We start from the raw sequence: 22,269 nt of genomic DNA, 5'->3' as shown, positions 1-22,269 counted from the left end.
GATGGCCACCACCACACCGGCCGCCCGCACGAACCGCACGAAGTCCCCACCCCGCCGGCGCCACGGCACCGCAGGCGCCCTGTTCATCACCCCGTTCATGGTGCTGTTCCTGCTCCTCTTCCTCGCCCCGCTCGGCTACGCCGCCTACCTGAGCCTGTTCCAGGAGAAGCTCATCGGCGGCTCGACGTTCGTCGGCCTGGACAACTACGTCACCGCCCTCAAAGACCCCCAACTCCTCAAGGGCATCGGCCGCGTCGCCCTGTTCTTCGTCATCCAGGTCCCCGTGATGCTGCTGCTGGCCCTGTGCTTCGCGCTCGCCCTGGACAGCGGCCTGCTGCGGCTCGCCCGCGTGATCCGCCTCGGCATCTTCGTCCCGTACGCCGTCCCCAGCGTGATCGCCACCCTCATGTGGGGCTACCTCTACGGCCCCGACTTCGGCCCCTTCGCCCAGATCAGCCGCCATCTCCACCTGCCGGCCCCGCACTTCCTCAGCGGCAGCTGGATGCTCGGCAGCCTCGCGAACATCGTGACCTGGGAGTTCGTCGGCTACAACATGATCATCCTGTACGCGGCCCTGCGCACCATCCCCGCCGAGCTGTACGAGGCGGCCGCCATGGACGGCGCCGGCGCCTGGCGGATCGCCTGGTCCATCAAACTCCCCGCCCTGCGCCCGGCACTGACCCTCACCCTGCTGTTCTCGGTGATCGGCAGCTTCCAGCTGTTCAACGAACCGAACCTGCTGATGAAGGTCGCCCCGGACGTCATCGACAGCTCCTACACCGCCAACCTCTACGCCTACTCCGTCGCCTTCATCAGCCAGCAGACCAACTACGCGGCCACGGTGTCCTTCATCCTCGGCCTGGTCATCGTGACCGTGTCGTACGCCTTCCTGCTCACCGCGAACCGCAGGAGGACCGCATGACCTCCCCCAAGTTCTCGGCTTCGCTCGAACAGGGGCGACCCCCATTGACGCCCGCAGCCTCCGCCACCTCGACGGCGAAGCGGCTGCCCGCCGAGGCCCGCCCGCGACGACGGCCGCCGGCCCACCGCCGCAGCACCCCGCTCACCATCGCCATGCTGGCCGTCCTGGCGTACTTCCTGCTGCCACTGTTCTGGCTGCTCATCGCCTCCACCAAGAGCACCCAGGACCTGTTCAACAGCTTCGGCCTGTGGTTCTCGCACACCCCGCAACTGCTGTCGAACATCAAGGCCACCTTCACCCAGGACGACGGCGTCTACGGCCGCTGGCTCCTCAACACGGTCCTGTACGCCGGGGCCAGCGCACTCGGCGCCGCGCTGCTCGCGGCAGCGGCCGGATACGGGTTCGCCAAGTACCGCTTCCGCGGCCACGGCGCCGCCTTCAACCTCGTCCTGGGCGCCATCATGATCCCGACCACCGCGCTGGCGATCCCCACCTACCTGCTCTTCGCCAAGGCGGGCCTGGTCAACACCCCCTGGGCGGTCATCCTGCCCTCCCTCATCAGCCCCTTCGGCCTCTACCTCATGCGGATCTACACCGAGGACGCCGTCCCCGACAGCCTCATCGAGGCCGCCCGCATGGACGGCGCCGGAGAACTCCGGATCTTCCTCACCATCGCGCTGCGGCTGCTGGCACCCGGACTGGTGACCGTCATCCTCTTCACCCTCGTCGCCACCTGGAACAACTACTTCCTGCCGCTGATCATGCTCAACGACCCGGACCTGTACCCCATCACCGTCGGACTCTCCCGCTGGGCCGACCAGGCGCAGAACGGCGGCGCCGGAGCCAGCAGCGACATGCTCGCCCTCGTCGTGACCGGCTCCCTGATCTCCATCATCCCGCTCGTCCTGGCCTTCCTGATGCTCCAGCGGTACTGGCAGAGCGGCCTGGCCACCGGCGGCGTCAAGCAGTAGCACCCTCAACACCCCCTACTCCACGGAGGCTTGTCCATGGCGGATCTGCCCGCCCGCGTGCTGTTCGGCGCTGCCTACTACCACGAGTACCACCCCGCCTACGGCCCGGACGTACGGCCCGACGAACAGCTCAAGACCGACCTCGACCTCATGGCCGACGCGCACTTCACCGTCATCCGGGTCGGCGAGTCGGTCTGGTCCACCTGGGAACCGGACAACGGCCGTTTCGAACTCGACTGGCTCCAGCCGGTGTTGGACGGCGCCCACGAACGCGGCATCTCCGTCATCCTCGGCACCCCCACGTACGCCGTACCGCCGTGGCTGGCCCGCCAGTACCCGGAGATCACCGGCGAGCGGCGCACCGGCGAGCGCATCGGCTGGGGCGCCCGGCAGGAGGTCGACTTCACCCACCCCGCCTTCCGGTTCCACGCCGAGCGGATCATCCGCAAGACCGTCGCCCGGTACGCCGGCCACCCGGCCGTCATCGGCTTCCAGGTCGACAACGAACCGGGCCTGGAGCTCTTCCACAACCACGGCGTCTTCCAGCGCTTCACCGACCACCTGCGCGCCAAGTACGGCGACATCGAGACCCTCAACCGCGAATGGGGCCTGGTCTACTGGTCCCACCGCCTGTCCACCTGGGCCGACCTGTGGACCCCGGACGGCAACGTGCAGCCGCAGTACGACGTCGCCTGGCGGGAGTTCCAGGCCCGCCAGTGCACCGAGTTCATCGGCTGGCAGGCCGACATCGTCCGCGAGTACGCCCGCCCCGAGCAGTTCGTCACCACCTGCATCTCCTACACCCGCCCCGCCGTGGAGGACGACGAGCTCACCGACCGCCTCGACATCGCCACCGGCAACCCCTACTACGCCATGCAGGACGGCCTGCTCCTGCCCGACCCCACCCCGGACGACCACGAGCAGAAGTGGAAGACCACCGGCGTCTGGTCGCTGTACCAGACCGCCGACTGGATGTTCTCCTCCCGGCAGGAACCGTTCCTGGTCACCGAGACCAACGCCTCCTCCATCGGCTACGCATGGGACAACCGCCCCGCCTACGACGGCCAGTGGCGCCAGGCCGCCTGGGCCCTCGTCGGCCGCGGGGCCCGCATGATCGAGTACTGGCAGTGGCAGACCCTGCGCTTCGGCGCGGAAACCTACTGGGGCGGCGTCCTGCCGCACAGCGGCCGACCAGGCCGCACGTACGCGGAACTGGCCCGCCTGGGAGCGGAGTTCGAGACCGCCGGCCCCCTCGTGGCAGGTCTTGAGCCGGACTGCGACATCACGATCGTCTACTCCACCCCCAGCAAGTGGCTGATGCAGAAGCACCCGCCCCTCGCGACCCCCGACGGCGAACCGGACCCGGCCGCCTACCACCGCATCCTCGACCCCTTCTACCGCGGCGCCTTCGACGCCGGACGCCAGGTCCGCATCGTCCACGCCCGCCAGCTGCACGACCCGCGCGGGCAGAGGGAGGGCCTGACGCCCCAGGAGGCGGTCCGCCGCCACCCCGTCCTCGTCGTCCCCGCCCTGTACCTCGCCGACGACACCACCCTCGACTGGCTCGCCGCCTACGCCCACGCCGGCGGCCACCTGGTCCTGGGCCCCCGCACGGGCTACGCCGACCACGAGGCCCGGGCCCGGCACGAGACGGCTCCGGCGCGCCTGGCCGACGCGGCGGGCGTGTCGTACGACGAGTTCAGCAACCTGACGTGTGCCCTCCCGGTCCGGGCAGTGCCGGGGAGTGCGCTGACCCTGCCGGAGAACGCCACGGCGACGGCCTGGGCAGACGGCCTCACCGTCACCGACGCCGACGTCCTCGCCACATACGAGCACCCGCACTTCGGCCGCTGGCCCGCCGTCACCACCCGCCGCCACGGCGAAGGCCGCGTCACGTACGTCGGCACCGTGCCCGGCCGCGACCTCGCCCGGTCACTGGCCGCCTGGACGGCACCGGCCGCCCGCAGCGGCTGGGGCGAGCTGCCGCAGTCCGTCACGACGACCACCGGCACGGCGCCCGACGGCCGCCGCGTGCACATCGTCCACAACTGGAGCTGGGAGCCCGCGAGCGTCCACGTTCCGGTGAACCTCGCCGACGCCCTGAACGACACGTCGATTCCCGCGGGCACGGCGCTCGATCTCGGCCCGTGGGACGTACGCGTACTCGTCTCCCCGAAGCCGAAGGAGTAACCGTGCAAGGAAGAAGAGCGGCAAAGGCACTGGGTACGTTCGCCGCGGCAGCCGCGATACTGGCGATACCCATGGCCAGCGCACAGGCGTACAACCCGACGGGCGGCATCCTCTACCAGCTCGGCAGCGAACCGTGCGTCAACTTGCCCCGGCCCTAAAGGACCGGGCTTGGAGGTAGTGCCCAACTGGCTGCTGGGGTGAACTCCTCCGTTCAGACACCCCGTTATGGGGTGGCAGGGACGCGTGACTCACGCCCCGCATTCCACACGCTCCCGCCACGGGTGGCGATGTTGTGGGAAGCATTCCGGTCGGCGTGGGCAACGACCCCGCACCCCCGGCAGATGAAAAGCTCCTGGTCGACACGGTTGCGCTTGTCGACGTGGCCGCACTCGGCGCACGTCTGCGACGTGTACGCGGGATCAACGAAGACCAGGGGCACACCGGCCCGCTTGGCCTTGTAGACGATGAAGTCTCCCAGCTGGGCGAAGGCCCAGGAGTGGAGTGCGACCCGTTGGGGCTTGCGGAGCCGTACCCGGTTGCGGATGCCCTTGAGTTCTTCGAGGGACAGGCCGCGCCCGGTGCGTTCAGCCTCGGTCACGATCGTCTTGGAGATGATGTGGTTCTGGTTGGCGGCGTGCCGCGCCTCTTTGCGGGCACGGGCCTTGAGCCGCCGCTTGGCGCTGTTGGTGCGCTTCTTCTGGAGCTTGGCCCGCAGGGCAAGCTGTCGTTTGCGGTACCGGTTGAGCCCCCGCCCGGCGGCGAGGTAGCCGGCAGAGGTGGTGGCGATGTTCTCGATGCCCAGGTCCACCCCGATGAAGCCGTCCGGCTCGTACTGCTCGGCCTCGGGCACGTCACAGATGGCGACGAGGTAGAACACGCCGTCGCGCTCGATCAGGTCGGATTCGCCCTGCCGGTGCGCCTGGAGCATCTTGAGCGCGTCGGCGGAGCAGACGAAGCGGATGTTCTTGACCCGGCCGTCCACGGTCCAGATGGACACGGTCCGCTGGTCGTACTGCCAGCTCAGGCACCGGTCGTCATACGGCTGGGCGGCCTCGGGGCGAAAGGTGATCGGCTTGGACTCAGCCTTGCGGCGACGCTTGGAACCGTCCTTGCCGAGATTCCCGGCCCGGATGTTGGCCTTGAGCGTGGTGTATGAGTCGCGCACCTTCTTGATGACGTGTTGCGCGGCCTGCGCTCCCAGCCCACGGGCTTTGAGTTCGGCGTAGGTGTGATTGCGCAGCTCGTACTCACGCGGCACGCCGTGCTCGAACGCCACCTCCGACACCCAGTTCGCGGCGTCGTTGACCGTGCCCAGGGTGTGCTCAAGCGCGGATGCCTGCGCGGCGTCCGGCATGAGCTTGACCTGCGTCACGATCTTCATGAGCGTGATCGTAACATTGATCTATGTCACCACGCTGGGAACCAAACCCCGATATTCGCAGGGGCCGTAGCGTCGTCTACACCCTGCACGCGCACTTGGTCTTCACCCCTAAGTATCGGCGCGGACCGTTCACCGACGAGATCCTTCGGCGCTGCGAAGAGGTCATGCGCGACGTGTGTACCGACTTCGGCGCGGAACTGCGGGAGTTCAACGGCGAACGCGATCACGTCCACCTGCTCGTGCACTACCCGCCCAAGGTCGCCATCTCCCGGCTCGTAGGCTCCCTCAAGGGTGTCTCCGCCCGGCGCCTGCGGCAGGAGTTCCCCGGCCACATCCGCAAGTACCTGTGGGGTGACCACTTCTGGTCGCCGTCCTACTTCGCCGCCTCGTGCGGGGGCGCCCCGCTCACTGTCATCAAGGAGTACACCGAGAACCAGAAACGTCCCGGCTGAGGTCAACAGTGCAGACCCGTGCGCCGGTGCGGGTCAGAGCAGTGTTAAGAAGCGCTTCCTCCCGGGCGTGAACGCCCGGGGTTCCGCGCTAGATCATGCTGAAGGGAGCCCGCTCGGGGGTACGGGTGGGGGCGCCGCGCTTCAGGTCGAAGCGGGATGCCCGGCAGGCGATCAGATTCACCGCGAACGCCCGCTGGAAGATCACCGAGGCGGGGCGGCTGCTCCTGCCGAAGATCGGCGAGGTGAAGGTGCGCTGGTCACGCAGGCTCCCGTCGGTCCCGACGAGCGTGACGGTGATCCGGGACGCAGCGGGGCGGTTCTTCGCCTCCTTCGTCGTGGAGACCGACCCGGACGCCGACCTGGCGCGGATGCCGGAGGCCGGCGGTCTGCCGTCTGTGGGGATCGACTTGGGCCTGACCCATTTCGCGGTCCTGTCGGACGGGACGAAAATCGACAGCCCGCGGTTTCTGCGCCGGGCGGAGAAGAAGCTGAAGAAGGCGCAGCGGGAGTTGTCCCGCAAGCAGAAGAGGTCGAAGAACCGGGGGAAGGCCCGCTTGAAGGTGGCCCGCGCGCACGCGCAGGTCGCCGATGCCCGCCGCGAGTTCCACCACCAGCTCTCCACCCAGCTGATCCGCGAAAACCAAGCGGTCGCGGTGGAGGACCTGGCGGTGAAGAGCCTTGCCCGCACCCGGCTCGGCAAATCCGTGCACGACGCCGGATGGGCGCAGTTCCTCGCGATGCTGGAGTACAAGGCGCAGCGGTACGGGCGCGTCTTTGTGAAGGTTGGCCGGTTCGAGCCCACCAGTCAGGTGTGCTCGGTCTGTGGAGTCAAGGACGGGCCCAAACCCCTGCACGTGCGCACCTGGACGTGCACGCACTGCGGCACGGTCCACGACCGGGACCACAACGCCGCCAAGAACGTCAAACAGGCCGCCGGACTGGCGGCGACAGCCTGTCGAGCGCAGGTAAGACCGGGACTCGTTCCGGCACAGCGCGAAGAAGCAGGAAGCCACGGAATCCACGCCGGGGTTCGTGCCGCGCAGCGGCACAGCACCCGGTGAGGAAGGCCAGAATCTCCCTGCTTCAGCAGGGGGAGCAAGTCAATACTCCGACGAGAACGACTACACCGGCTTCAACGCGACCACCGGCGTCCCAGCCCGCGACCCCGCCAACGACTCGCACGGCCAGATCCTCGCCCACCGGACCTGGGACGGCCGCAGTGCGCAGTGGAGCGCCCCCGTCGTCGACATCGCGGGACTGACCCAGAGTATGGGAGGCGGCAAGACGGAGATCGGCGGCGGGCGGCCGGGCATGGCGAACGTCGTCCGCACCACGGACGGCAAGTGGCTGCTCACCTTCGAGTACTGGGGCGGCGGAGCCACACCCGGTACGTGATCGCCGACAACCCGCTGGAGTTCTACGGGAGTTCGGCCACCGGCACGGGCGTCACCTTGCTGCCGGTCTACAACGCGGCCGGCAGCGGCAACGTCTGGGTCAACGAGAGCGGACGCAGCGACGGTACGCGGAAGGAGTACCAGACGACCTCGCAGGCCGGTTACAGCCGCAGCCTGCAGTACGTCGAGGGGCACGCGGATGCCGTACTCAGCCAACTCCCCGCCCGGTCCGGCAACGGCTCGCGGGGGAGCCGGCCCACCTCATTGCGCCAGCCGCTGCACAGCCGCAGCGGCTGTGCCTGCCGCAGCCGGTGCCCCTTACCTCCCGGGTAATCGACCAGGACCGCGCGGCTCGGCAATGCTGCCGTACAACGCGGCCGATGCATGACAGGACCGCGAGAATTCCGGCGCGGCTGCCGTCCTCCGCGCTCCGTCACGAACAGGAGAGCCCGCATGCCTGCCTACGCCATCGGCAACCTCCGGCCGCTCACCCATCTGCCCGAGAATGTCCTGATCTACATCGAACGCATCCAGGCAACCCTGGACCCGTTCGGCGGACGGTTCCTCGTCCACGGAGCCCCGGAACGTGACGTGCGCGAGGGCACCTGGCCGGACGCGCTCGTCCTCATCGCCTTCCCCTCCCTCGCCGACGCCCGCGCCTGGTACGACTCCTCCGCATACCAGGAACTGCTTCCTCTGCGCACCCGGCACATCGACGGCGACATTCTGCTGATCGACGGTGTCGCCCCCGACTACGACCCGGCCGTAACAGCCACCGCACTGCGCGCCGCACAGGCAGCCTCATCGTCGGCGTGAGGAGGCACGCCCGAAGTCGGCGGTCTCCGCCGGTCGGGTGATCGGCGCTACACAAGCACCGGGTGCGTGGCGTGGAGGCAGCGAGCCCTTTCCAACCTGGTTCGAGGTGGGGGCAGTCTGCCGCAGGCATGGTCGGCAGGGGCTGTCAGAGGCAGAATGCCAGGATGGGGCGCAGCGCGGGGGACTGGTGGGGGCGGCGCGGACGAGGGCGGCGCACCGAGGAGAGGGACAGACTCGAGGCGGACCTCACCCGCTTCGGCGAACGGCTGGCGGTACATCCCTTCAGCCCGAACAACTCCGGTGTGACCCAGGGGATGACAGCGGACTACGCCGAGGCCCTGGATGCCTACGAACTGGCGGGCCGTAGGGCGCGCCGGGACGCCCAGGCCGCGATGCGGGCCCTGGACGAGGGGGAGCGTGCACTGGACCGGCTGGACGCCCGTTTGACCGGCGTCCCGGTTCCCGAGCGGTTTCCGCTGTGCTTCTTTGATCCGCGCCATGGGCGGTCGGTCCGGAAGGTGTCCTGGGCCCCGGACGGCGGGACAACACGGTTGGTGCCCGTCTGCGCCGCCGATGCCGTGCGCCTCAAAGAGGGAAAGCCGCCGATCCGAACCGGCCGCCCGCCCGTGCGTTCAACCGGCACAACCCAGGACGGCTCACCCTCAGCACCCCTGGCTCCTGCGCCCACCACGCCCGCGGACGCAGCCGTGGCGGTGGCCCGACAGGACGCCGACTCCGCTGCCAAACCCCGCTTGCGTGACAGGTACACCACCCAACAGCTCCTGTTGCGGGGCGCGCTGGGAGCCTTCGCCCTCTGCCTCGCAGTGCCGGCCGCGCTCGGCCAGTGGTGGCTGGCGCTGACCGGCCTGGTCCTTGTGGCCCTAATCGGCAGTCTTCCTTTCATGTTCGGCTTCGTCATATGGAAAACCTCGGCCAGTCTGTGGGTGCTGATTCGTATGGGGCGCCTGGTGACGGCGCACTACACGAGGACCATGTCCCCGGAAGAGTCCACTTCGGGGAACGGCTGGCAGCACGAGTACGGCTACACCACCGGCCAGGGCCACCAGGTGACGCGACGGCGCGCAGCCCCGAACGGCACTGTGCAGCCCCTGCCTCGTCGGCGCATGTGGTACGTCACCGGGCAAAGCCCCGAGCAGGGCGAACTGCACGGACCGTCGTACCCGTTGTCTCTCGGCGCGGGGCTGCTGATGAGCCTTCCGCTGTTTCTCGTCGGAGCGGCGGTCGACCTCGCCGTCTGCCCTGGGCTGCTGGTCTGGGCGCTCCTGCGCTGAGCCCATGGCCACCCTCAAGGCCTGGCGGCTCTTGCGCAAGCTCCGATGCAGCACCACCCGCATCACCGCGCTCGTCCAAGCAGTCCTCACCCTCCACCTCGACGCCACAGGCCGAGGTTGGCAAGGACTGAGGGCCGTACTGCTCCCCAAGGACCCGCACGGGCTGATGCCGCGTGTCTTCTTCGGCCGGGCTGAGGGCGGCACCGTTCCTGGGCTCAGGCCAGCTGACCCAGCGCTTTTGCCAGTGGTTCCAGCACGGTGGGGGTGTAGGGCGGGGCAGGTACACGATGGCAAGCTCCGCACCGGCCTCGCCGAACTCGGCGGCGGTGGCCGCCGTCGCGGCCGGATCGCCAACGAATGCCCGCTGCCCTGCGCACCGGGGCAACTCGACCTCAGCGCACAGGCCTTCGCCGAACTCGCCGCTCCCTGGCTCGGCCGCATCCCGGTCACCTGGAGCCTGCTGAGCCCCAGCACGTCCGGCACGGTCTCGATCCGGTACAAGACCGGGTCCAGCCGCTGGTGGTGCGCCATCCAGGTGATCGGCCACCGGAATCCGGTGGCGCGGCTGGAGGTCCGCACCGGCGGCGGCTGGCACCAGCTGCCCCGTGCCGACTACAACTACTTCCTCTCCGACCAGGGCAGCGGGTGCGGGGGTGCGATCAGGATCACCGACATCTACGGAGAACCACTGGTACTCAACGGGATCGCCCTTTGGCCGGACGCCGTGCAGCCGACGCGCGTCCAGTTCGCCCAGCACTGACCCCCGCCGACCGAGCGGTCGAGTCCGGTCCTGGCCCGCGCGCCGTCAGGCAGGAAGCTGCCGGCTGGTCGGGGTCGGACTTCGGAGCGCCCCGGACAAGAGCCGCCAAGTCGTGGCCGCGCCGACTACTTTGCGGATGACGGATCTCGCCGCGGCCAGCGCCCTGCCGGCAAGTCGGATCACCCGGATCGTGGACACGCTCCAGGCCCGGGGCCAGGTGACCAAGCGGCGACACGAAGGCGACGGGCGGGGCAACGTGGCCTCTTTGACCCCGGAGGGGCTGAAGTGTCTTCGGGCCGCTTACCCCGTTCATCTGGCGAGTGCCCGTAAGCGGGTCGTCGACCAGCTCGACGGACGCTCCCCGCCCTGAAGGACGGGGCATCCTCGGATGAACTCGGTGAGAAGCTCGACTGAATCAGGCCACGGACGGCCGTGTCTCGGTGCGGTCGACCATCGGTCCGCGCTCGGAATGCGACCGTCTCGGCGATCTCCTGCGGCGAACCGAGCCGGCCGAACGGGTCCGCTCGGTCGGCTCGGTCCGCCGCTGTGAGCATCGCGGCCAACCTGGTCGCCGAACGGCTCCCAAGGCCTCCGCGTCGGCGTCTCGACGGCCACCAGTGCCCCGGGGGCGAGCGCCGGACGCGTCTGTGAAACGGCTCGTTCGTTCCTAAGTGGTCGGCTCCGGAAATCCTTCGGGGGTTGACGTTCGAGTCCAAGCGGTGCCGGGCAGCTGTCAGGGCTCAACCGGCATCGTCTCAATGGGCGGCTGATCACAGGTCTGACGTCTCGGTGAGGTTGGACTCGGCGCAGGGGTCACGCCTCAGAGTGCTGCAGGTACGCTCCGCTGGTGTCGAAGAAGCGGAAGAAGTACCGCTCTGCGGCCCGCGCCGCTGGCGCGGGCATCGTTGTGGAGAAGGCGCCACGGGCGGCGGTTCCGGCCGAGACAGCCCGTCGTCGCCTACACGGGGGTTCTGCAGTTCTCGGCGGGGTCGTAGGGGGCGCCATCGTTGTACCTGCGCTCTTGGAGCGATTCGGGGTAATGCGCTCCGGTGCGTGGGTGCCCGCCATGTTCGCGGGGTTGGCTTTGGCGCTGGGATTTCCGCTCCTGTACACGACGTTTCGCTCGGTGCGTCACGGCCCTGGTTGGCAGCTTGTGACTGCTCGGACTGTCACGGGCGACCGCACGGTCGATCTGAGCAAGCTGACGCAGATACGTCGAGTTCGTGTCCCCAGCAAGGCCGGCTGGTTGGACCAGTTCTGGATCAAGGACTGCCGAGGCGTCGTCCTCCTTGTGGACAAGGAGGTACTCATGGGTCCCATAGGGCAGGCGGTGGTTCACAGTTCGGGGATCTCAGGCTCACTGGGAACCGTGAAGATCTCTCGGCATGCGGCCGTCGGGCTTGGCCTCAACGAGCCCTCGACTGCATACCGGGCAGCCCGCGCATGCGCAGATGCTCTTCTCGGGATCCTGACCCCCGGGGCAGTCGCCGCTCTTGGAATCCTGGCCAGCTGGCTCATCAGATCAGCGTGAGACACAGCCAAGGAGATCGGAGAGGGTGTCGATCACCCGAATGACTCTCCCGAGATTGGCCGTTGCCTCCCATGTCCCTGGGCCGCGCCGTGTGCCTTACCCTGACCGCCGCCGAGCGCCACCGGCTGAAGAAGATGGCCTACGGCCACAAGACTCAGCACCGGGCCAGGCAGCGCGCCACAGTCGTCCTGCTCGCGTCGCGCGGCCGGGGCAACGCCCGGATAGCTGCCGAGACCCGGCTGCATGTGGACAGCGTGCGCACCTGGCGCGGTCGGTTCGCCGACGGCGGGCTGCCGGCCCTGGCCGACCGCAAACGCTCGGGGCGCCCGGCCCGTTTCACCCCCGTGCAGGTCGTCGAGGCCAAGGCCCTGGCCTGCCAACTGCCGGCCGAGACCGGCATACCGCTGTCGCGCTGGTCGTGTCCGGAACTGGCCACCGAGCTGACCGCGCGCGGGATCACCGACAGCATCTCCGCGTCCACGGTGCGCCGCTGGTTACGCGAGGACGCGCTCAAGCCCTGGCAGTACCGGTCCTGGATCTTCATCCGCGACCCGGACTTCCGCGCCAGGGCCCAGCGGGTCCTAGACCTGTACGCCCGCACCTTCGAAGGCGTCCCACTCGGCGAGGACGAGTACGTCCTGTCCAGCGACGAGAAGACCTCGATCCAGGCCCGCTGCCGCTGCCACCCGACTCTGGCCCCCGGACAGAACCGGGCGATGCGCGTCAACCACGAGTACGGACGCGGCGGCGCCCTGGCCTACTTGGCCGCCTACGACGTCCACCGGGCCGAGATCCACGGCCGCTGCGAGCCGACCACCGGCATCGTGCCGTTCATGGCCCTGGTCGAACAGGTCATGACGCAGGAGCCCTACGCCAGCGCGAAACGCGTCTTCTGGATCGTCGACAACGGCTCCTCGCACCGCAGCCGCAGGTCCATCGACCGCATGGCCGCCCGGTTCCCGAACGCCGTCCTGGTCCACACCCCGGTCCACGCCTCCTGGCTGAACCAGATCGAGATCTTCTTCTCCATCGTGCAGCGCAAGGTCGTCTCGCCCAACGACTTCACAGACCTCGCCGAGGTCCGGGAACGACTCCGAGGGTTCGAAGACCGCTACAACGCCACGGCACAGCCGTTCCAGTGGAGGTTCACCACCTCCGACCTGGACGATCTGCTGGCCCGACTCGACCGGCACACACCCGCCGACCGACAAGGAGAATCCTCCGTCACACCGGCAGCCTGATCAATCCCCGAAGGATTTCCGGAGCCGAGCACTAAGCGACCGTAAGCACGATCTTGCCCTGGATGTGCCCTCGGGCGGCGCGTTCGTGCGCCGCTCGGGCATCCGCGAGAGCGAACGTGCTGTCGATCGCGACGCGGACCGTGCCCGCGTCGAGCAGGCGTCCCAGTCCGGCGAGCTGCGCGCCGTTCGAGCGGACCTGGGTGCCCGAGACCGTGACGCCCAGCTTCGCGGTCTCTTCGTCGTCGAAGTCGCCGAAGAACACGGGGAACAGGGAGCCGCCGCGCCTGAGCGTGCGCAGGAAGCGGCTGCTGCCGGGGCCGCCGACGGTGTCGAGAACGAGGTCGACGTCGTGCACGAGTTCCTCGGGACGGCTCTTGGTGTAGTCGATGAACCGGTCGGCGCCGAGCTCGCGCAGGAACGGTTCATGCGCGCCCGATGCCACCGCGATCACCCGTGCCCCCTTCCATTTCGCCAGCTGTAGTGCGAAGTGCCCCACGCCGCCCGCCGCGCCGTTGACGAGCACCGTCGTGCCGGCGTCGAGTGCCGTCGGGCGATGCCGCGCCGCCTGGAAGGGCGAGGGATGATCGTGTCCGAGCTCGATCAGGAACTGCCACGCCGTCAGCCCGGCCATGGGCACCCCGGCGGCGTGCACGTGATCGATGCCGGCCGGCTTGCGTGCGAGGTCCGACGCGGGCGCGGCCACGTACTCGGCATACGCGCTGCCGTCGAAGCTGGGGAAGCGGAGGAGACCGAAGACTTCATCACCTACGTCGAGGCCGTCCACATCCGCGGCGACGGCCTCGACGACGCCCGACACGTCCGTCCCCGGGATCACGGGCAGGCTGAACTTCGGCCTCGTCTCCGGAGGCAGGTTCGTCAGCCCGTCGCGCAGGTACCAGTCCGGAGGGTTGACGCCGACCGCGTGAACGCGAACGAGCACCTCACCCGGCCCCGGCTCGGGAACCGGCACCTCGTCGTGACGCAGAACCTCAGGGCCGCCGTGCTGATGTACCCGGACCGCCCTCATCGTGTGTGTCGGCATCGTTTTCTCCTGCCCGCGCTGCGGGATAGGCTTATTCGGATCAGCGATCCACATAACTGGACCAGTGATCCGAATATATGGACCACTGATCCGGATAGTCAAGCCGGATAGTCAAGCCGGATAGTCAAGAGGGGCAGATGCGGGCCGACGCCAGGAAGAACCGCGACCACGTGCTCGCCGTCGCGGGCACCGCCATCACCGAGCAAGGCGTCGACGTGTCACTGCGCGACATCGCGCGCAGGGCCGACGTCGGGCTCGCGACGCTGCTGCGTCACTTTCCGACGCGCGAGGCGCTGCTCGAGGCCTTGCTCCGCACGAGCTTCGACGAGATGACGGCAAGGGCAGGCGGGCTCGAGACGTCGAGCTCGCCCGAAGATGCTCTCGTTTCGTGGCTACGCGACTGCGTCGCGTGGACTACCGAGTACCGGGGCGTGACCGTGCTGATGGCAGCCGCCATCGAGGACACCGAGTCCGCACTCCACGCTTCGTGCGTCACCTTGCGCGCAGCCGGCGCGCGGCTCCTCACCCGTGCCCAGGCCGCGGGCGCAGCGCGGACCGACATGGACGGCACCGATCTGTTCGCGCTGGTAGCGGCACTCGCGTGGCTCAGCGACCAACCCTCGCTCGCGCCACGCGCCGATCACCTCTTCGATGTTGTCGCGAGCGCGATTCTGACGAGCGCAGGGAACGGCGATACCGAGGGGGAACCCCGCCCCTCGGGCCCGTAGGCCAACTACCCGTCGCTGAAGCGACGGGCTTGCACAACGGGCATCACTGGCGGTGGTGTGTCGAGTTTCCGGCAAGGATGACGTTCCGTCCGCACCATGGGCAAGATCACAACCTAATTTGAGGGGCCCCTCATGTTAGTCTGGATGCATGAGTCACCAGCACGTCCTGTCCGCGCCCCAGGCGCCGGTCAAACCGCTGCGCCGCGACGCGCAGCGCAACAGGGACGCGATCGTGGCCGCTGCCCGCAAGGCTTTCGCCGAGCAGGGGCTGGACGCTTCCCTGGAGGGTGTTGCCCGCGAGGCGGGTGTCGCGATCGGCACGGTCTACCGGCACTTCCCGCGCCGGCTCGACCTGGTCGAAGAGCTCTTCACCGCGAAGTTCACGGATCTGCTCGCCGCAGCCGAAGAGGCCGCAGCCATGGACGACGCCTGGGAGGGGTTCTGCTCCTACCTGGAAAAGCTCTGTGAACTGCAGGCCTGTGACCGCGCCTTCAACGACCTGGTCTCGGCCCGCCTGCCGATCCATGCGCTCGGCAGGGGAATGTTCGAGCGCACGAAGGAACGGCTTGCTCAGATCTTCCGCAACGCTCAGGAGCAGGGTGTCCTGCGTGACGATGTCACTCCGGACGACATCGCTTTCGTGGTCTGGTCCCAAGTGGGGATCATCCAGGCCACCCGTGCCGTCGCCCCCAACGCCTGGCGCCGCCACCTGCACCTGCTGCTCGACGCCTTCCGCGCCGAGTGTGCCCACGAGCTGCCCGAGCCCCCGCTGACCCCCCAGCAGGTCGAGCAGACCCTCACCGCTCTCGAGTGCCCCGAAGAGGAGTGCCGCGAGTGCCGCGAGGAGGCATGAGCCGCGGCTGACGACGTCGGGCAACAGGGCATACAGCGGGACATGCGGCGGGCCCGGTGCCGCGGTCGGCATCCGGGCCCTCAGTCCCACGAGGGGCGTCACCATCCAGGGGGAGGCGTTCAGTTTTCCGCCAGCAGCTGTGCCAGTTCGGCGTCCAGGTCGAGCCGGCTGGATTCGGCCCCCGGCGGCACCGCGGACCATGTTTCGCGCAGGAAGGATTCCACGCCCTGCGCGGGGAACTCGAGCAGGGCCGATCCCGCAGGCGAACGAAGAACCATGCACACCGCATCGCGTCCCGAGTCACTGGTCGGCCACATGTGCACGTCTCCGTGCCCGGTGTGCTCGCTCAGAGCCTGAGCCAGCATGTCGCGACTGAGGAACCACTCGACCGTTCCGCTCTGGTCCGGGGTGTGGAAGACGGCACGCACGGCATAAGGATCATCCGCGTCGTACTGCAGTGCTGCACGTATCGACACCGACAGGTCGTGCGACAAGACGAGCCGCACGGGCAGCTCGTGTGCCACGGTTCTGACCGATCTCACTGTCCCTCACCTCCACGTCCCCGCTCGCCCGGCACTGCGATCGCTCCCCGTGTGCTTCGAGGCACGGGGGCGGCGGTACCGCCGGCGCGACCGGAAGCGCCGGTGGACGGGAGCAGCACACACGGATCCCGCGTGTTGTCCCTGTTCAGCCGGGAGGCGATTTCACCGGCTCGCGCTCGATGCCGGCTCGGCGAGCGGTCGGTTTGACGAGTCGCAACGGCACAACCCAAAGCCACGTCGTTGCGGCCGGTCAAACCGACCGTGCTGGCCGGCCGCATCAGCGCTGGTCCGCGTACCACGCGACCTGGTCCAGGTACCAGCGCTCGGCGCTGACGCGGTGCCACGTCGTCGCCTCGTCCCAGCGGTACCCGTCCCAGGCGTACAGGTGGCTACCGTTCCAGCGCTCTTCACCGTAGTAGCCCTGGCGGTCGCCGTTCGTGTACCAGCCGCGGGGTGCGCCCCAGCTGTCGTCCTGTGCCTCGTGGTGAGCGCTCTGGTATCCCTTCGCGCGGTCGCCGCTGGTGGCGAAGGCGGTGATCGCGGTCTGCGTGTGCTGCCCGGGCGCCGAGGCCGCCGCCGAGGCCGTGCCGCTGACTCCGAGAAGGGCTCCGCCTGCCAGCGCCGTAGAAGCGACAGCGGTCGAGACGCGCTTGACCCACTTGTTCATGGTCATCTCCTTGTGATGTGCCGCGATTCCGTTGACTGGGCGGCCGTCCTGTCCGTGATCCGGGGAATCCGGACCGGCCGGGTGCCGAACGGTGAGGATCATCCGGAGGGGTCCCTCATGTTCGACGTCGCCCAGCGTACTCGAGGGGGCCCTCATGTTTGCGGTGAGGCTCATCACAGCACGTCGGAGGGGGCGAATGGCACGAGCAGGGCGACGGTGGCCGAGGCGACGGGCGCCGGGTCTGACCCGTAGGAACGGGCATCCGGGACCCGGGGCGGGCGACGCCAAGCCCGTACTGGGAGCCGCCGGGATCAGGCGCCGCCTGCGCCGCGACCTGCGCATCGGGGATGTCGTCCAACATCACCGCTCGGCTCTCCCGCGGCCGACGCTGCCCTTGCCGAAAACCTCATCAGCTCAGGTGGATGCGCGGGGTCTCGAGCGCGGATGCTCGGATCGGTACTCTCGCGCGGCCGGCGATCACCCCGGCAGGATGGCCGGTCGTGCTGCTGCGACTGGCTTACCTGACCGTGGCGAATGCGTTCGCCGTGCTGCGCCTGCTGCCCATGAGTGATCGGGACAAGCACAGCCGGACGGAGCGCACGGTCCGCGGCCTCCCCGCCCGCTTGGGCCGGGAGCGCGCAGCGTGGCGGCGCGCGACCAGATCGCGGTGCCAGCGCAGCACCGTGTCCGGACGTACCACCAGCCGAATCCTGCGCAGCACCTCCGAGGGCAGGCGGTGCAGCAACGCTGCCAGGAACGAGCGATCGCCTGGAGAGAACCGAACCCTCTCGCCACCGAGTTGGCGCTCCAGCACCGTGATCTGATGGCGCAGGGCGAGGATCGCTGTCGTTCTGGGAGCCAAGGTGGCAGCCTCCACCGTCTGACAGATCCTCCAGGAAGCCGGGATCGATCCGGCACCCGAGCGTGCTACGAGCACGTGGGCGGACTTCCTGCGCTCCCAGGCCGACGCCCTGCTGGTGTGTGACTTCCTGGAAACGATCACCTTGTCCGGGGCACGCATGTATGTGTTCGCGGTGATCGAGCACGCCAGCCGCCGGATCCGGATCCTCGGCGCCACCGCGCACCCCACCGCCAGGTGGGTGACGCAAGCCGCGAAGAACCTTGTCATGGACCTCGAAGACGCCGGCTGCCGGGCCAGGTTGCTGATCCGGGACCGGGACGGGAAGTTTCCCGCCCTGTTCGACGCAGTCCTCAACGATGCGGGGATCGAGGCAGTACTCAGCGGAGCACGGATGCCTCGCATGAACTCGATCACGCAACGGTGGGTGCAGACCTGCCGGCGCGAGCTGTTGGACCGCACCCTGATCTAAACGAGCATCACCTGCTCCACGCGCTACGCGAGTTCGAGAGGTTCTACAACGAGTACAGGCCGCACCAGGGACTCGCCAACGCCCGCCCCCTGCATTCCCGTCCACGGATGCTCGGGCCCGCCGGGGGTCAGCGCGGCCCCCCAGCTCGCGCCGGCGCCGCGCGGCGGGGCCCGGACGGGTGCGGCGAGGGCGAGCGGCACGGGGAACTCCACCCGCCAAGGGCGACCCGGCACCGTGAATCAATTGGGGAGGCGCAATGCTCAAGCGCGCACGCTGCGAATCGTCGAGGAAGCATTGAAAAGCGGGGACGGCACGCTGCGGCTGATCGTCTTCATGGGAACGGCCACCTGCGCCGCACTCATCCTCGGTGGCGGCGCCTGGCTCGCGGGTCTGCTGCAGCGGTGCTGAGGCGCGATCCAGATTTTTCGGAGTTCGGCGGTCTGAGGATGTCGAGAACGTGCCACCGGCTCCGTCCCAGGGACATCAGCGGCCACCACCGGCCGCACGAGGAAGAAGGAGAAACCAGCATGGCGATTCAGCGGATGGACAACGTCGGCATCGTCGTCGAGGACATGGATGCCGCCATCGCGTTCTTCGTGGAACTCGGTATGGAGCTGGAGGGCAGGGCGGAGGTCGAGGGCCTCTTCGCCGACCAGTGCACCGGACTCGACGGCGTCCGCTGTGACATCGCGATGGTCCGGACCCCGGACGGTCACAGCCGGCTCGAGCTGGCGAAGTACCGCAGCCCCGCGGTGATCAGCGCCGGGCCGCGCAACCGGCCGCACAACATTCTGGGCACGCACCGCGTCATGTTCGCCGTCGACGACATCAAGGACACTGTTGCCCGCCTGCGCCCTCACGGCGCCGAACTCGTCGGCGAGATCGCCCGGTTCGAGGACAGCTATCTGCTCTGCTACATCCGCGGCCCGGAGGGCATCATCGTCGGACTGGCCGAGCAACTGCGCTGAGAAGGAGGAACCGAACCATGCAGCCGAACGAGATCATCAAGGTTCTGAACCGCCCGATCAGACAGGAGCTGCTGGCCCGTGACGTGACCCGCCTGACCCACGTCGCCAAGGACGGAACCCCGCGCAACGTACCGATCGTTCACCTGGAACGGGTCGCACATCGTCATGATCTCTCGTGCGACGTAGCGTTTGAGGCAGCGAATGGCTTCACGGCGGGTCTTGCCCTGGGCAACACGACGCTCCACGTAGTCGCGGGTGCGGGCGTCCCGGCGCAAGCGGGCCAGGACGATGGTGTAGAGCGCGGAGTTGGAAGGCCGCCACCTGCGCCGGCTTCCTGCGCCGGGCCGCGGCGTTCTACGCCGCCGCGGGTATCGACCGCATCGAGCGGGTGCTCACCGACAACGCCTGGCCCTACCGCAAGAGCTTCGCCCGGCAGCAGGCCCTGGCCGACCTCGGCGCCACCGGCAAGCTGACCCGCCCCTACCGGCCACAGACCAACGGCAAGGTCGAACGCTTCAACCGCACCCTGCTCGACGAATGGGCCTACCTGCGGCCCTGCACCAGCAACACCGAACGCACCACAGCCCTGGCAGACTTCCTGCACACCTACAACCACCACCGCTGTCACACCGCACTCGACGGCCACCCACCAATCACCCGCGTCAACAACCCTGCGGGTCAATACACCTAGATCGTTGCTACGGTTCACCGGTGTCTGACTCTTCACGCGATACCGCCGAAGGCGCCGGCTGGGGCACTCTGGAACACGGCGAGTACAAGCACCTCATGCCGCACCGGGTCGAGAAGCTCTCATGGCTCAACCCGAAGACCCTGTGGGCCGCACGCAACGGCATACTGGCTTCCTGGTTCGGGGACCCCACGGGCCACACCCGCAGCCGCTGGGTGGCACAGCGGACGGCCGCCGGAGCCCCCGCCGCCAAGGTGATCCGGCGCGACGACCCAGACCGGTTCTCCTTCATGGTCATCGGAGACACCGGCGAGGGAGACGATCCCCAATACGCCGTCGTCCCCGGCTTCCTGAAAGCCAGTCAGGACACGAAATTCGCGGTCATCGCCAGCGACGTGATCTACCCCGTCGGCAGAGCGGACGACTACGGCACGAAGTTCTTCCGCCCGTACCAGGACTACCCGGCACCCATATACGCGATACCCGGCAACCACGACTGGTACGAAGACCTCGGCGGCTTCATGCGCGTCTTCTGCGACGACGCCCCGCCACTCGCCCCGCAGCCCGCGCCGCGCCCCCTCTCACGGGCCTGGCTGCGGTCGCTGCTGTGGCACCGGCCGCCCGCGGCCGACGGACAACGCCTCACCGAGGCGCGGAGGTTGCGCTCCTCACCAGCCCAACAGGCCGTCCAGCCGGGCCCGTACTGGGCCATCGACGCCGGGCCGGTGCGGATCATAGGCATCGACACGGGACTGCTGGGAACCATCGACGCCGAGCAGGGCGCATGGCTGCGCGAGGTGTCCAAGGGACCTCTCCCCAAGATCCTCGTCACCGGCTCGCCCCTGTACGTGGACGGCGAACACCACCCGTGCCCCATCGAAGGCGGCGGCACCGTCGACGACCTCGTCCGCGACCCGGACCACCACTACCTCGCGGCCATAGGCGGCGACATCCACAACTACCAGCGCTACCCGGTGCAGGTGGACGGCCGCACCATCCAGTACGTGGTGTCGGGCGGCGGCGGAGCCTTCATGCACGCCACCCACACCATCCCCCGTGTCTCCGTCGCGGGCGTCACCGAGCAGGAGTTCCGCTGCTACCCGCTGCGCGGCGACTCCCTCGCCTTCTACAGCAGGCTCTACGGACACCGGCTCCGCCTGCGCCGCCTGTTCACCCTCACCGAGGCCGAGGCGACAGCCGTCGTCGCCGAGCGCCTCGGCATCCCGCCGACCCGCACCCAGGGCCCGCCCGCCCGCGTCACCCGGCGCACCCGTCTGATCGCGAACCTGCTGGGCGCGGGCGGCCGGCCTGAGCGCACCTCGCGCTTCCGCCTGCCCGTGCGGAAGATCTACACCCAGCTCTTCTCACCGAGCTCGGCGACCTACAGCCCGCCGTTCTTCAAGTGCTTCCTGCGCCTGGACGTCACCCCGGAGGCGGTCCGGCTGCGCTGCTTCGCGGCCACCGGGAACCGCGCGCAGGAACTCGACCCGCCGGTCGAGGACGAAGTCACCATTCCGCTGACCTGAACACCCGGGGAATCGGACGCTGTTCCGGCAGCCGGTCCGGTTCCTGCGCCGCCGTGTGATCCGGGACGCTGGGACTGCGCTATCATTGATCTTGAGCGAGCCGCCCGAACTTCCGGCGGTGAGCCTCGCGTTGGTGGTCCAAGGAAAGACGCCCCGCTTCCTGCGGGGAGATGCAGGTGCAAGGCCTGCCCGGCGCTCCGCACAGCCCCGCCTCCGGTATCCCGGAGGCGGGGCTGCTTTTTTGACTGCCGGGACCGCAGACCGCGGCGCCGCCAGGAGACTTCCCGAGCAGCCGGACGACAGTGCCGCCGGAGAGTCGCCGAGCTCCGGTGGCGGCACGGGCGCCGCCCCCGCCGCTCTGGTGCCGCGAACAGGGCACCGGCCGGGTCTTGTGCACCGCCCTCGGCCGCGCCCCGGCCGCCTGCGCGAACCCCGGCTTCCGCACCCGTCCGCGCGCTGGGATCAACCGGGCGGCCCGGACGGAGGATCAGTGACGTTTCTCCGGTGAACCGCTTGCGCCATTGAGGTGAGTAAAGCCCACCCAAGGAGAGAGCCGAGGATCGATATGGGGATCCTCTTGCCTTGGCAAAGGGCGGTCGTGTTGCGACGGCCCTCTCCGCGCGACGTGTTCAACCCCACGAGAGGAACCGGACGTTGACCTACGGGAAGAAGCTGAGGGAGCTTCTCTGCACCAAGTCAAGTGAGAAGCTGTCGGAACCGGTGATCTGTGACGTTGCGTGACGGGTTCCCATAGCCCCGTGCCGCCGCCCGCCGCCGAGTGGGCGTTTTCTGGACGCCGTCCTGTACGTGAACCGAACCGGGATCCCCTGGCGTTACCTCCCGCACGACTACCCGCAACGGCTGGCGCCACGGCGGCTCTCCTCGTGAAGACCCTCGGCATGGCAGTGGCCCGACCGCCCCGGAGATGGATGAGGTGGATCAAGTGAGGTAAGTTATAGGTCGACCACTAACGT

22 protein-coding genes and 5 pseudogenes are annotated in these 22,269 nt (G+C 68.7%); 22 read left to right on the top strand and 5 right to left on the bottom strand.

Annotated elements, in window-relative coordinates:
• The first annotated feature begins 1 nt into the window (after position 1).
• From ABZ656_RS13240 to ABZ656_RS13225, 4 genes are read left to right on the top strand one after another with little or no spacing between them, the layout of a single operon-like run.
• Positions 2 to 922, top strand: a complete 921-nt coding sequence (locus ABZ656_RS13240) for a sugar ABC transporter permease (protein ID WP_101403535.1) — start codon at positions 2 to 4, stop codon at positions 920 to 922.
• Positions 919 to 1,893: a carbohydrate ABC transporter permease gene (locus tag ABZ656_RS13235; RefSeq protein ID WP_360267466.1), complete on the top strand. Its 975-nt coding sequence runs from the start codon at positions 919 to 921 to the stop codon at positions 1,891 to 1,893. Before ABZ656_RS13240 ends, ABZ656_RS13235 begins: the two co-directional genes overlap by 4 nt.
• 36 nt (positions 1,894 to 1,929) lie before the next feature.
• Positions 1,930 to 4,083: a beta-galactosidase gene (locus ABZ656_RS13230; protein ID WP_360267463.1), complete on the top strand. Its 2,154-nt coding sequence runs from the start codon at positions 1,930 to 1,932 to the stop codon at positions 4,081 to 4,083.
• A gap of 2 nt (positions 4,084 to 4,085) precedes the next feature.
• Positions 4,086 to 4,241, top strand: a complete 156-nt coding sequence (locus ABZ656_RS13225) for a hypothetical protein (protein ID WP_360267460.1) — start codon at positions 4,086 to 4,088, stop codon at positions 4,239 to 4,241.
• A 65-nt stretch (positions 4,242 to 4,306) separates the two neighbouring features.
• On the opposite strand, the gene ABZ656_RS13220 is transcribed toward ABZ656_RS13225, so the two are convergent.
• Complete coding sequence (locus tag ABZ656_RS13220; RefSeq protein WP_360267457.1) at positions 4,307 to 5,464, bottom strand: transposase; 1,158 nt, start codon at positions 5,462 to 5,464, stop codon at positions 4,307 to 4,309.
• A gap of 23 nt (positions 5,465 to 5,487) precedes the next feature.
• Between ABZ656_RS13220 and tnpA the strand changes: the two genes are divergently transcribed.
• The 10 genes and pseudogenes from tnpA (at position 5,488) to ABZ656_RS13170 (ending at position 12,950) form a co-directional block, all read left to right on the top strand.
• Entirely contained in the window at positions 5,488 to 5,916 is a 429-nt protein-coding gene (tnpA, locus tag ABZ656_RS13215; RefSeq protein WP_360267454.1) for an IS200/IS605 family transposase, read from the top strand.
• A gap of 95 nt (positions 5,917 to 6,011) precedes the next feature.
• Positions 6,012 to 6,977, top strand: coding sequence for an RNA-guided endonuclease TnpB family protein (locus ABZ656_RS13210; protein WP_360267451.1), 966 nt, complete (start codon positions 6,012 to 6,014; stop codon positions 6,975 to 6,977).
• A 43-nt stretch (positions 6,978 to 7,020) separates the two neighbouring features.
• Positions 7,021 to 7,502, top strand: a pseudogene (locus ABZ656_RS13205) (hypothetical protein); the annotation flags it as partial.
• A 261-nt stretch (positions 7,503 to 7,763) separates the two neighbouring features.
• A complete protein-coding gene (locus tag ABZ656_RS13200; protein WP_101403538.1) occupies positions 7,764 to 8,126 on the top strand; it encodes a DUF1330 domain-containing protein in 363 nt (120 codons plus the stop codon).
• Between the two features lie 164 nt (positions 8,127 to 8,290).
• Complete coding sequence (locus ABZ656_RS13195) at positions 8,291 to 9,418, top strand: hypothetical protein (RefSeq protein ID WP_360267448.1); 1,128 nt, start codon at positions 8,291 to 8,293, stop codon at positions 9,416 to 9,418.
• Between the two features lie 4 nt (positions 9,419 to 9,422).
• A pseudogene (locus ABZ656_RS13190) lies at positions 9,423 to 9,518 on the top strand (IS5/IS1182 family transposase); the annotation flags it as partial.
• A gap of 243 nt (positions 9,519 to 9,761) precedes the next feature.
• A pseudogene (locus ABZ656_RS13185) lies at positions 9,762 to 10,178 on the top strand (expansin EXLX1 family cellulose-binding protein); the annotation flags it as partial.
• Positions 10,179 to 10,314: 136 nt separating this feature from the next.
• Entirely contained in the window at positions 10,315 to 10,548 is a 234-nt protein-coding gene (locus ABZ656_RS13180; RefSeq protein WP_218978041.1) for a MarR family winged helix-turn-helix transcriptional regulator, read from the top strand.
• Positions 10,549 to 11,025: 477 nt separating this feature from the next.
• Positions 11,026 to 11,709, top strand: a complete 684-nt coding sequence (locus ABZ656_RS13175) for a hypothetical protein (RefSeq protein WP_360267445.1) — start codon at positions 11,026 to 11,028, stop codon at positions 11,707 to 11,709.
• A gap of 71 nt (positions 11,710 to 11,780) precedes the next feature.
• On the top strand, positions 11,781 to 12,950 hold the full coding sequence (locus tag ABZ656_RS13170; protein WP_360267442.1) for an IS630 family transposase: 1,170 nt from the start codon (positions 11,781 to 11,783) through the stop codon (positions 12,948 to 12,950).
• A gap of 31 nt (positions 12,951 to 12,981) precedes the next feature.
• Here the strand turns inward: ABZ656_RS13170 and ABZ656_RS13165 are convergent, their stop codons facing one another.
• Positions 12,982 to 13,992: an NADP-dependent oxidoreductase gene (locus ABZ656_RS13165; RefSeq protein ID WP_180362335.1), complete on the bottom strand. Its 1,011-nt coding sequence runs from the start codon at positions 13,990 to 13,992 to the stop codon at positions 12,982 to 12,984.
• A gap of 137 nt (positions 13,993 to 14,129) precedes the next feature.
• On the opposite strand from ABZ656_RS13165, the gene ABZ656_RS13160 reads away from it, so the two are divergent.
• The gene (locus tag ABZ656_RS13160; protein ID WP_101403540.1) at positions 14,130 to 14,720 is read left to right on the top strand and encodes a TetR/AcrR family transcriptional regulator; all 591 of its coding nucleotides are present in this window, start codon (positions 14,130 to 14,132) and stop codon (positions 14,718 to 14,720) included.
• A 148-nt stretch (positions 14,721 to 14,868) separates the two neighbouring features.
• Entirely contained in the window at positions 14,869 to 15,573 is a 705-nt protein-coding gene (locus tag ABZ656_RS13155; RefSeq protein WP_360267438.1) for a helix-turn-helix domain-containing protein, read from the top strand.
• 119 nt (positions 15,574 to 15,692) lie between these two features.
• Here the strand turns inward: ABZ656_RS13155 and ABZ656_RS13150 are convergent, their stop codons facing one another.
• From ABZ656_RS13150 to ABZ656_RS13140, 3 genes are all read right to left on the bottom strand, one after another.
• The gene (locus ABZ656_RS13150; RefSeq protein WP_360267435.1) at positions 15,693 to 16,097 is read right to left on the bottom strand and encodes an SsgA family sporulation/cell division regulator; all 405 of its coding nucleotides are present in this window, start codon (positions 16,095 to 16,097) and stop codon (positions 15,693 to 15,695) included.
• Positions 16,098 to 16,392: 295 nt separating this feature from the next.
• On the bottom strand, positions 16,393 to 16,782 hold the full coding sequence (locus tag ABZ656_RS13145) for a hypothetical protein (RefSeq protein ID WP_360267432.1): 390 nt from the start codon (positions 16,780 to 16,782) through the stop codon (positions 16,393 to 16,395).
• Positions 16,783 to 17,299: 517 nt separating this feature from the next.
• Positions 17,300 to 17,644, bottom strand: coding sequence for a hypothetical protein (locus tag ABZ656_RS13140; RefSeq protein WP_360267429.1), 345 nt, complete (start codon positions 17,642 to 17,644; stop codon positions 17,300 to 17,302).
• Positions 17,645 to 17,786: 142 nt separating this feature from the next.
• On the opposite strand from ABZ656_RS13140, the gene ABZ656_RS13135 reads away from it, so the two are divergent.
• The 6 genes and pseudogenes from ABZ656_RS13135 to ABZ656_RS13110 all read left to right on the top strand — a co-directional run.
• A complete protein-coding gene (locus ABZ656_RS13135; RefSeq protein WP_360267426.1) occupies positions 17,787 to 18,113 on the top strand; it encodes a hypothetical protein in 327 nt (108 codons plus the stop codon).
• Between the two features lie 234 nt (positions 18,114 to 18,347).
• A complete protein-coding gene (locus ABZ656_RS13130; protein WP_180362336.1) occupies positions 18,348 to 18,521 on the top strand; it encodes a hypothetical protein in 174 nt (57 codons plus the stop codon).
• Positions 18,522 to 18,640: 119 nt separating this feature from the next.
• On the top strand, positions 18,641 to 19,081 hold the full coding sequence (locus tag ABZ656_RS13125) for a VOC family protein (protein ID WP_101404157.1): 441 nt from the start codon (positions 18,641 to 18,643) through the stop codon (positions 19,079 to 19,081).
• A gap of 319 nt (positions 19,082 to 19,400) precedes the next feature.
• A pseudogene (locus ABZ656_RS13120) lies at positions 19,401 to 19,772 on the top strand (integrase core domain-containing protein); the annotation flags it as partial.
• Between the two features lie 20 nt (positions 19,773 to 19,792).
• Positions 19,793 to 21,295: a metallophosphoesterase gene (locus tag ABZ656_RS13115; RefSeq protein ID WP_360267421.1), complete on the top strand. Its 1,503-nt coding sequence runs from the start codon at positions 19,793 to 19,795 to the stop codon at positions 21,293 to 21,295.
• Positions 21,296 to 22,045: 750 nt separating this feature from the next.
• Positions 22,046 to 22,150, top strand: a pseudogene (locus ABZ656_RS13110) (transposase); the annotation flags it as partial.
• Between the last annotated feature and the right edge of the window lie 119 nt (positions 22,151 to 22,269).

This window comes from Streptomyces sp. NPDC007095 (assembly GCF_040634475.1).
GTDB lineage: Bacteria > Actinomycetota > Actinomycetes > Streptomycetales > Streptomycetaceae > Streptomyces.
This window is presented reverse-complemented; position numbering and strand designations above follow the sequence as displayed.

What these genes read in the sequence shown, in the direction of transcription:
- ABZ656_RS13240 (WP_101403535.1), top strand. Translation starts at nt 2, where the DNA reads ATGGCCACCACCACACCGGCCGCCCGCACGAACCGCACGAAGTCCCCA.
- ABZ656_RS13235 (WP_360267466.1), top strand. Translation starts at nt 919, where the DNA reads ATGACCTCCCCCAAGTTCTCGGCTTCGCTCGAACAGGGGCGACCCCCA.
- ABZ656_RS13230 (WP_360267463.1), top strand. Translation starts at nt 1,930, where the DNA reads ATGGCGGATCTGCCCGCCCGCGTGCTGTTCGGCGCTGCCTACTACCAC.
- ABZ656_RS13220 (WP_360267457.1), bottom strand. Translation starts at nt 5,464, where the DNA reads ATGAAGATCGTGACGCAGGTCAAGCTCATGCCGGACGCCGCGCAGGCA.
- tnpA (WP_360267454.1), top strand. Translation starts at nt 5,488, where the DNA reads ATGTCACCACGCTGGGAACCAAACCCCGATATTCGCAGGGGCCGTAGC.
- ABZ656_RS13210 (WP_360267451.1), top strand. Translation starts at nt 6,012, where the DNA reads ATGCTGAAGGGAGCCCGCTCGGGGGTACGGGTGGGGGCGCCGCGCTTC.
- ABZ656_RS13200 (WP_101403538.1), top strand. Translation starts at nt 7,764, where the DNA reads ATGCCTGCCTACGCCATCGGCAACCTCCGGCCGCTCACCCATCTGCCC.
- ABZ656_RS13195 (WP_360267448.1), top strand. Translation starts at nt 8,291, where the DNA reads ATGGGGCGCAGCGCGGGGGACTGGTGGGGGCGGCGCGGACGAGGGCGG.
- ABZ656_RS13180 (WP_218978041.1), top strand. Translation starts at nt 10,315, where the DNA reads ATGACGGATCTCGCCGCGGCCAGCGCCCTGCCGGCAAGTCGGATCACC.
- ABZ656_RS13170 (WP_360267442.1), top strand. Translation starts at nt 11,781, where the DNA reads ATGTCCCTGGGCCGCGCCGTGTGCCTTACCCTGACCGCCGCCGAGCGC.
- ABZ656_RS13165 (WP_180362335.1), bottom strand. Translation starts at nt 13,992, where the DNA reads ATGCCGACACACACGATGAGGGCGGTCCGGGTACATCAGCACGGCGGC.
- ABZ656_RS13160 (WP_101403540.1), top strand. Translation starts at nt 14,130, where the DNA reads ATGCGGGCCGACGCCAGGAAGAACCGCGACCACGTGCTCGCCGTCGCG.
- ABZ656_RS13155 (WP_360267438.1), top strand. Translation starts at nt 14,869, where the DNA reads ATGAGTCACCAGCACGTCCTGTCCGCGCCCCAGGCGCCGGTCAAACCG.
- ABZ656_RS13145 (WP_360267432.1), bottom strand. Translation starts at nt 16,782, where the DNA reads ATGAACAAGTGGGTCAAGCGCGTCTCGACCGCTGTCGCTTCTACGGCG.
- ABZ656_RS13125 (WP_101404157.1), top strand. Translation starts at nt 18,641, where the DNA reads ATGGCGATTCAGCGGATGGACAACGTCGGCATCGTCGTCGAGGACATG.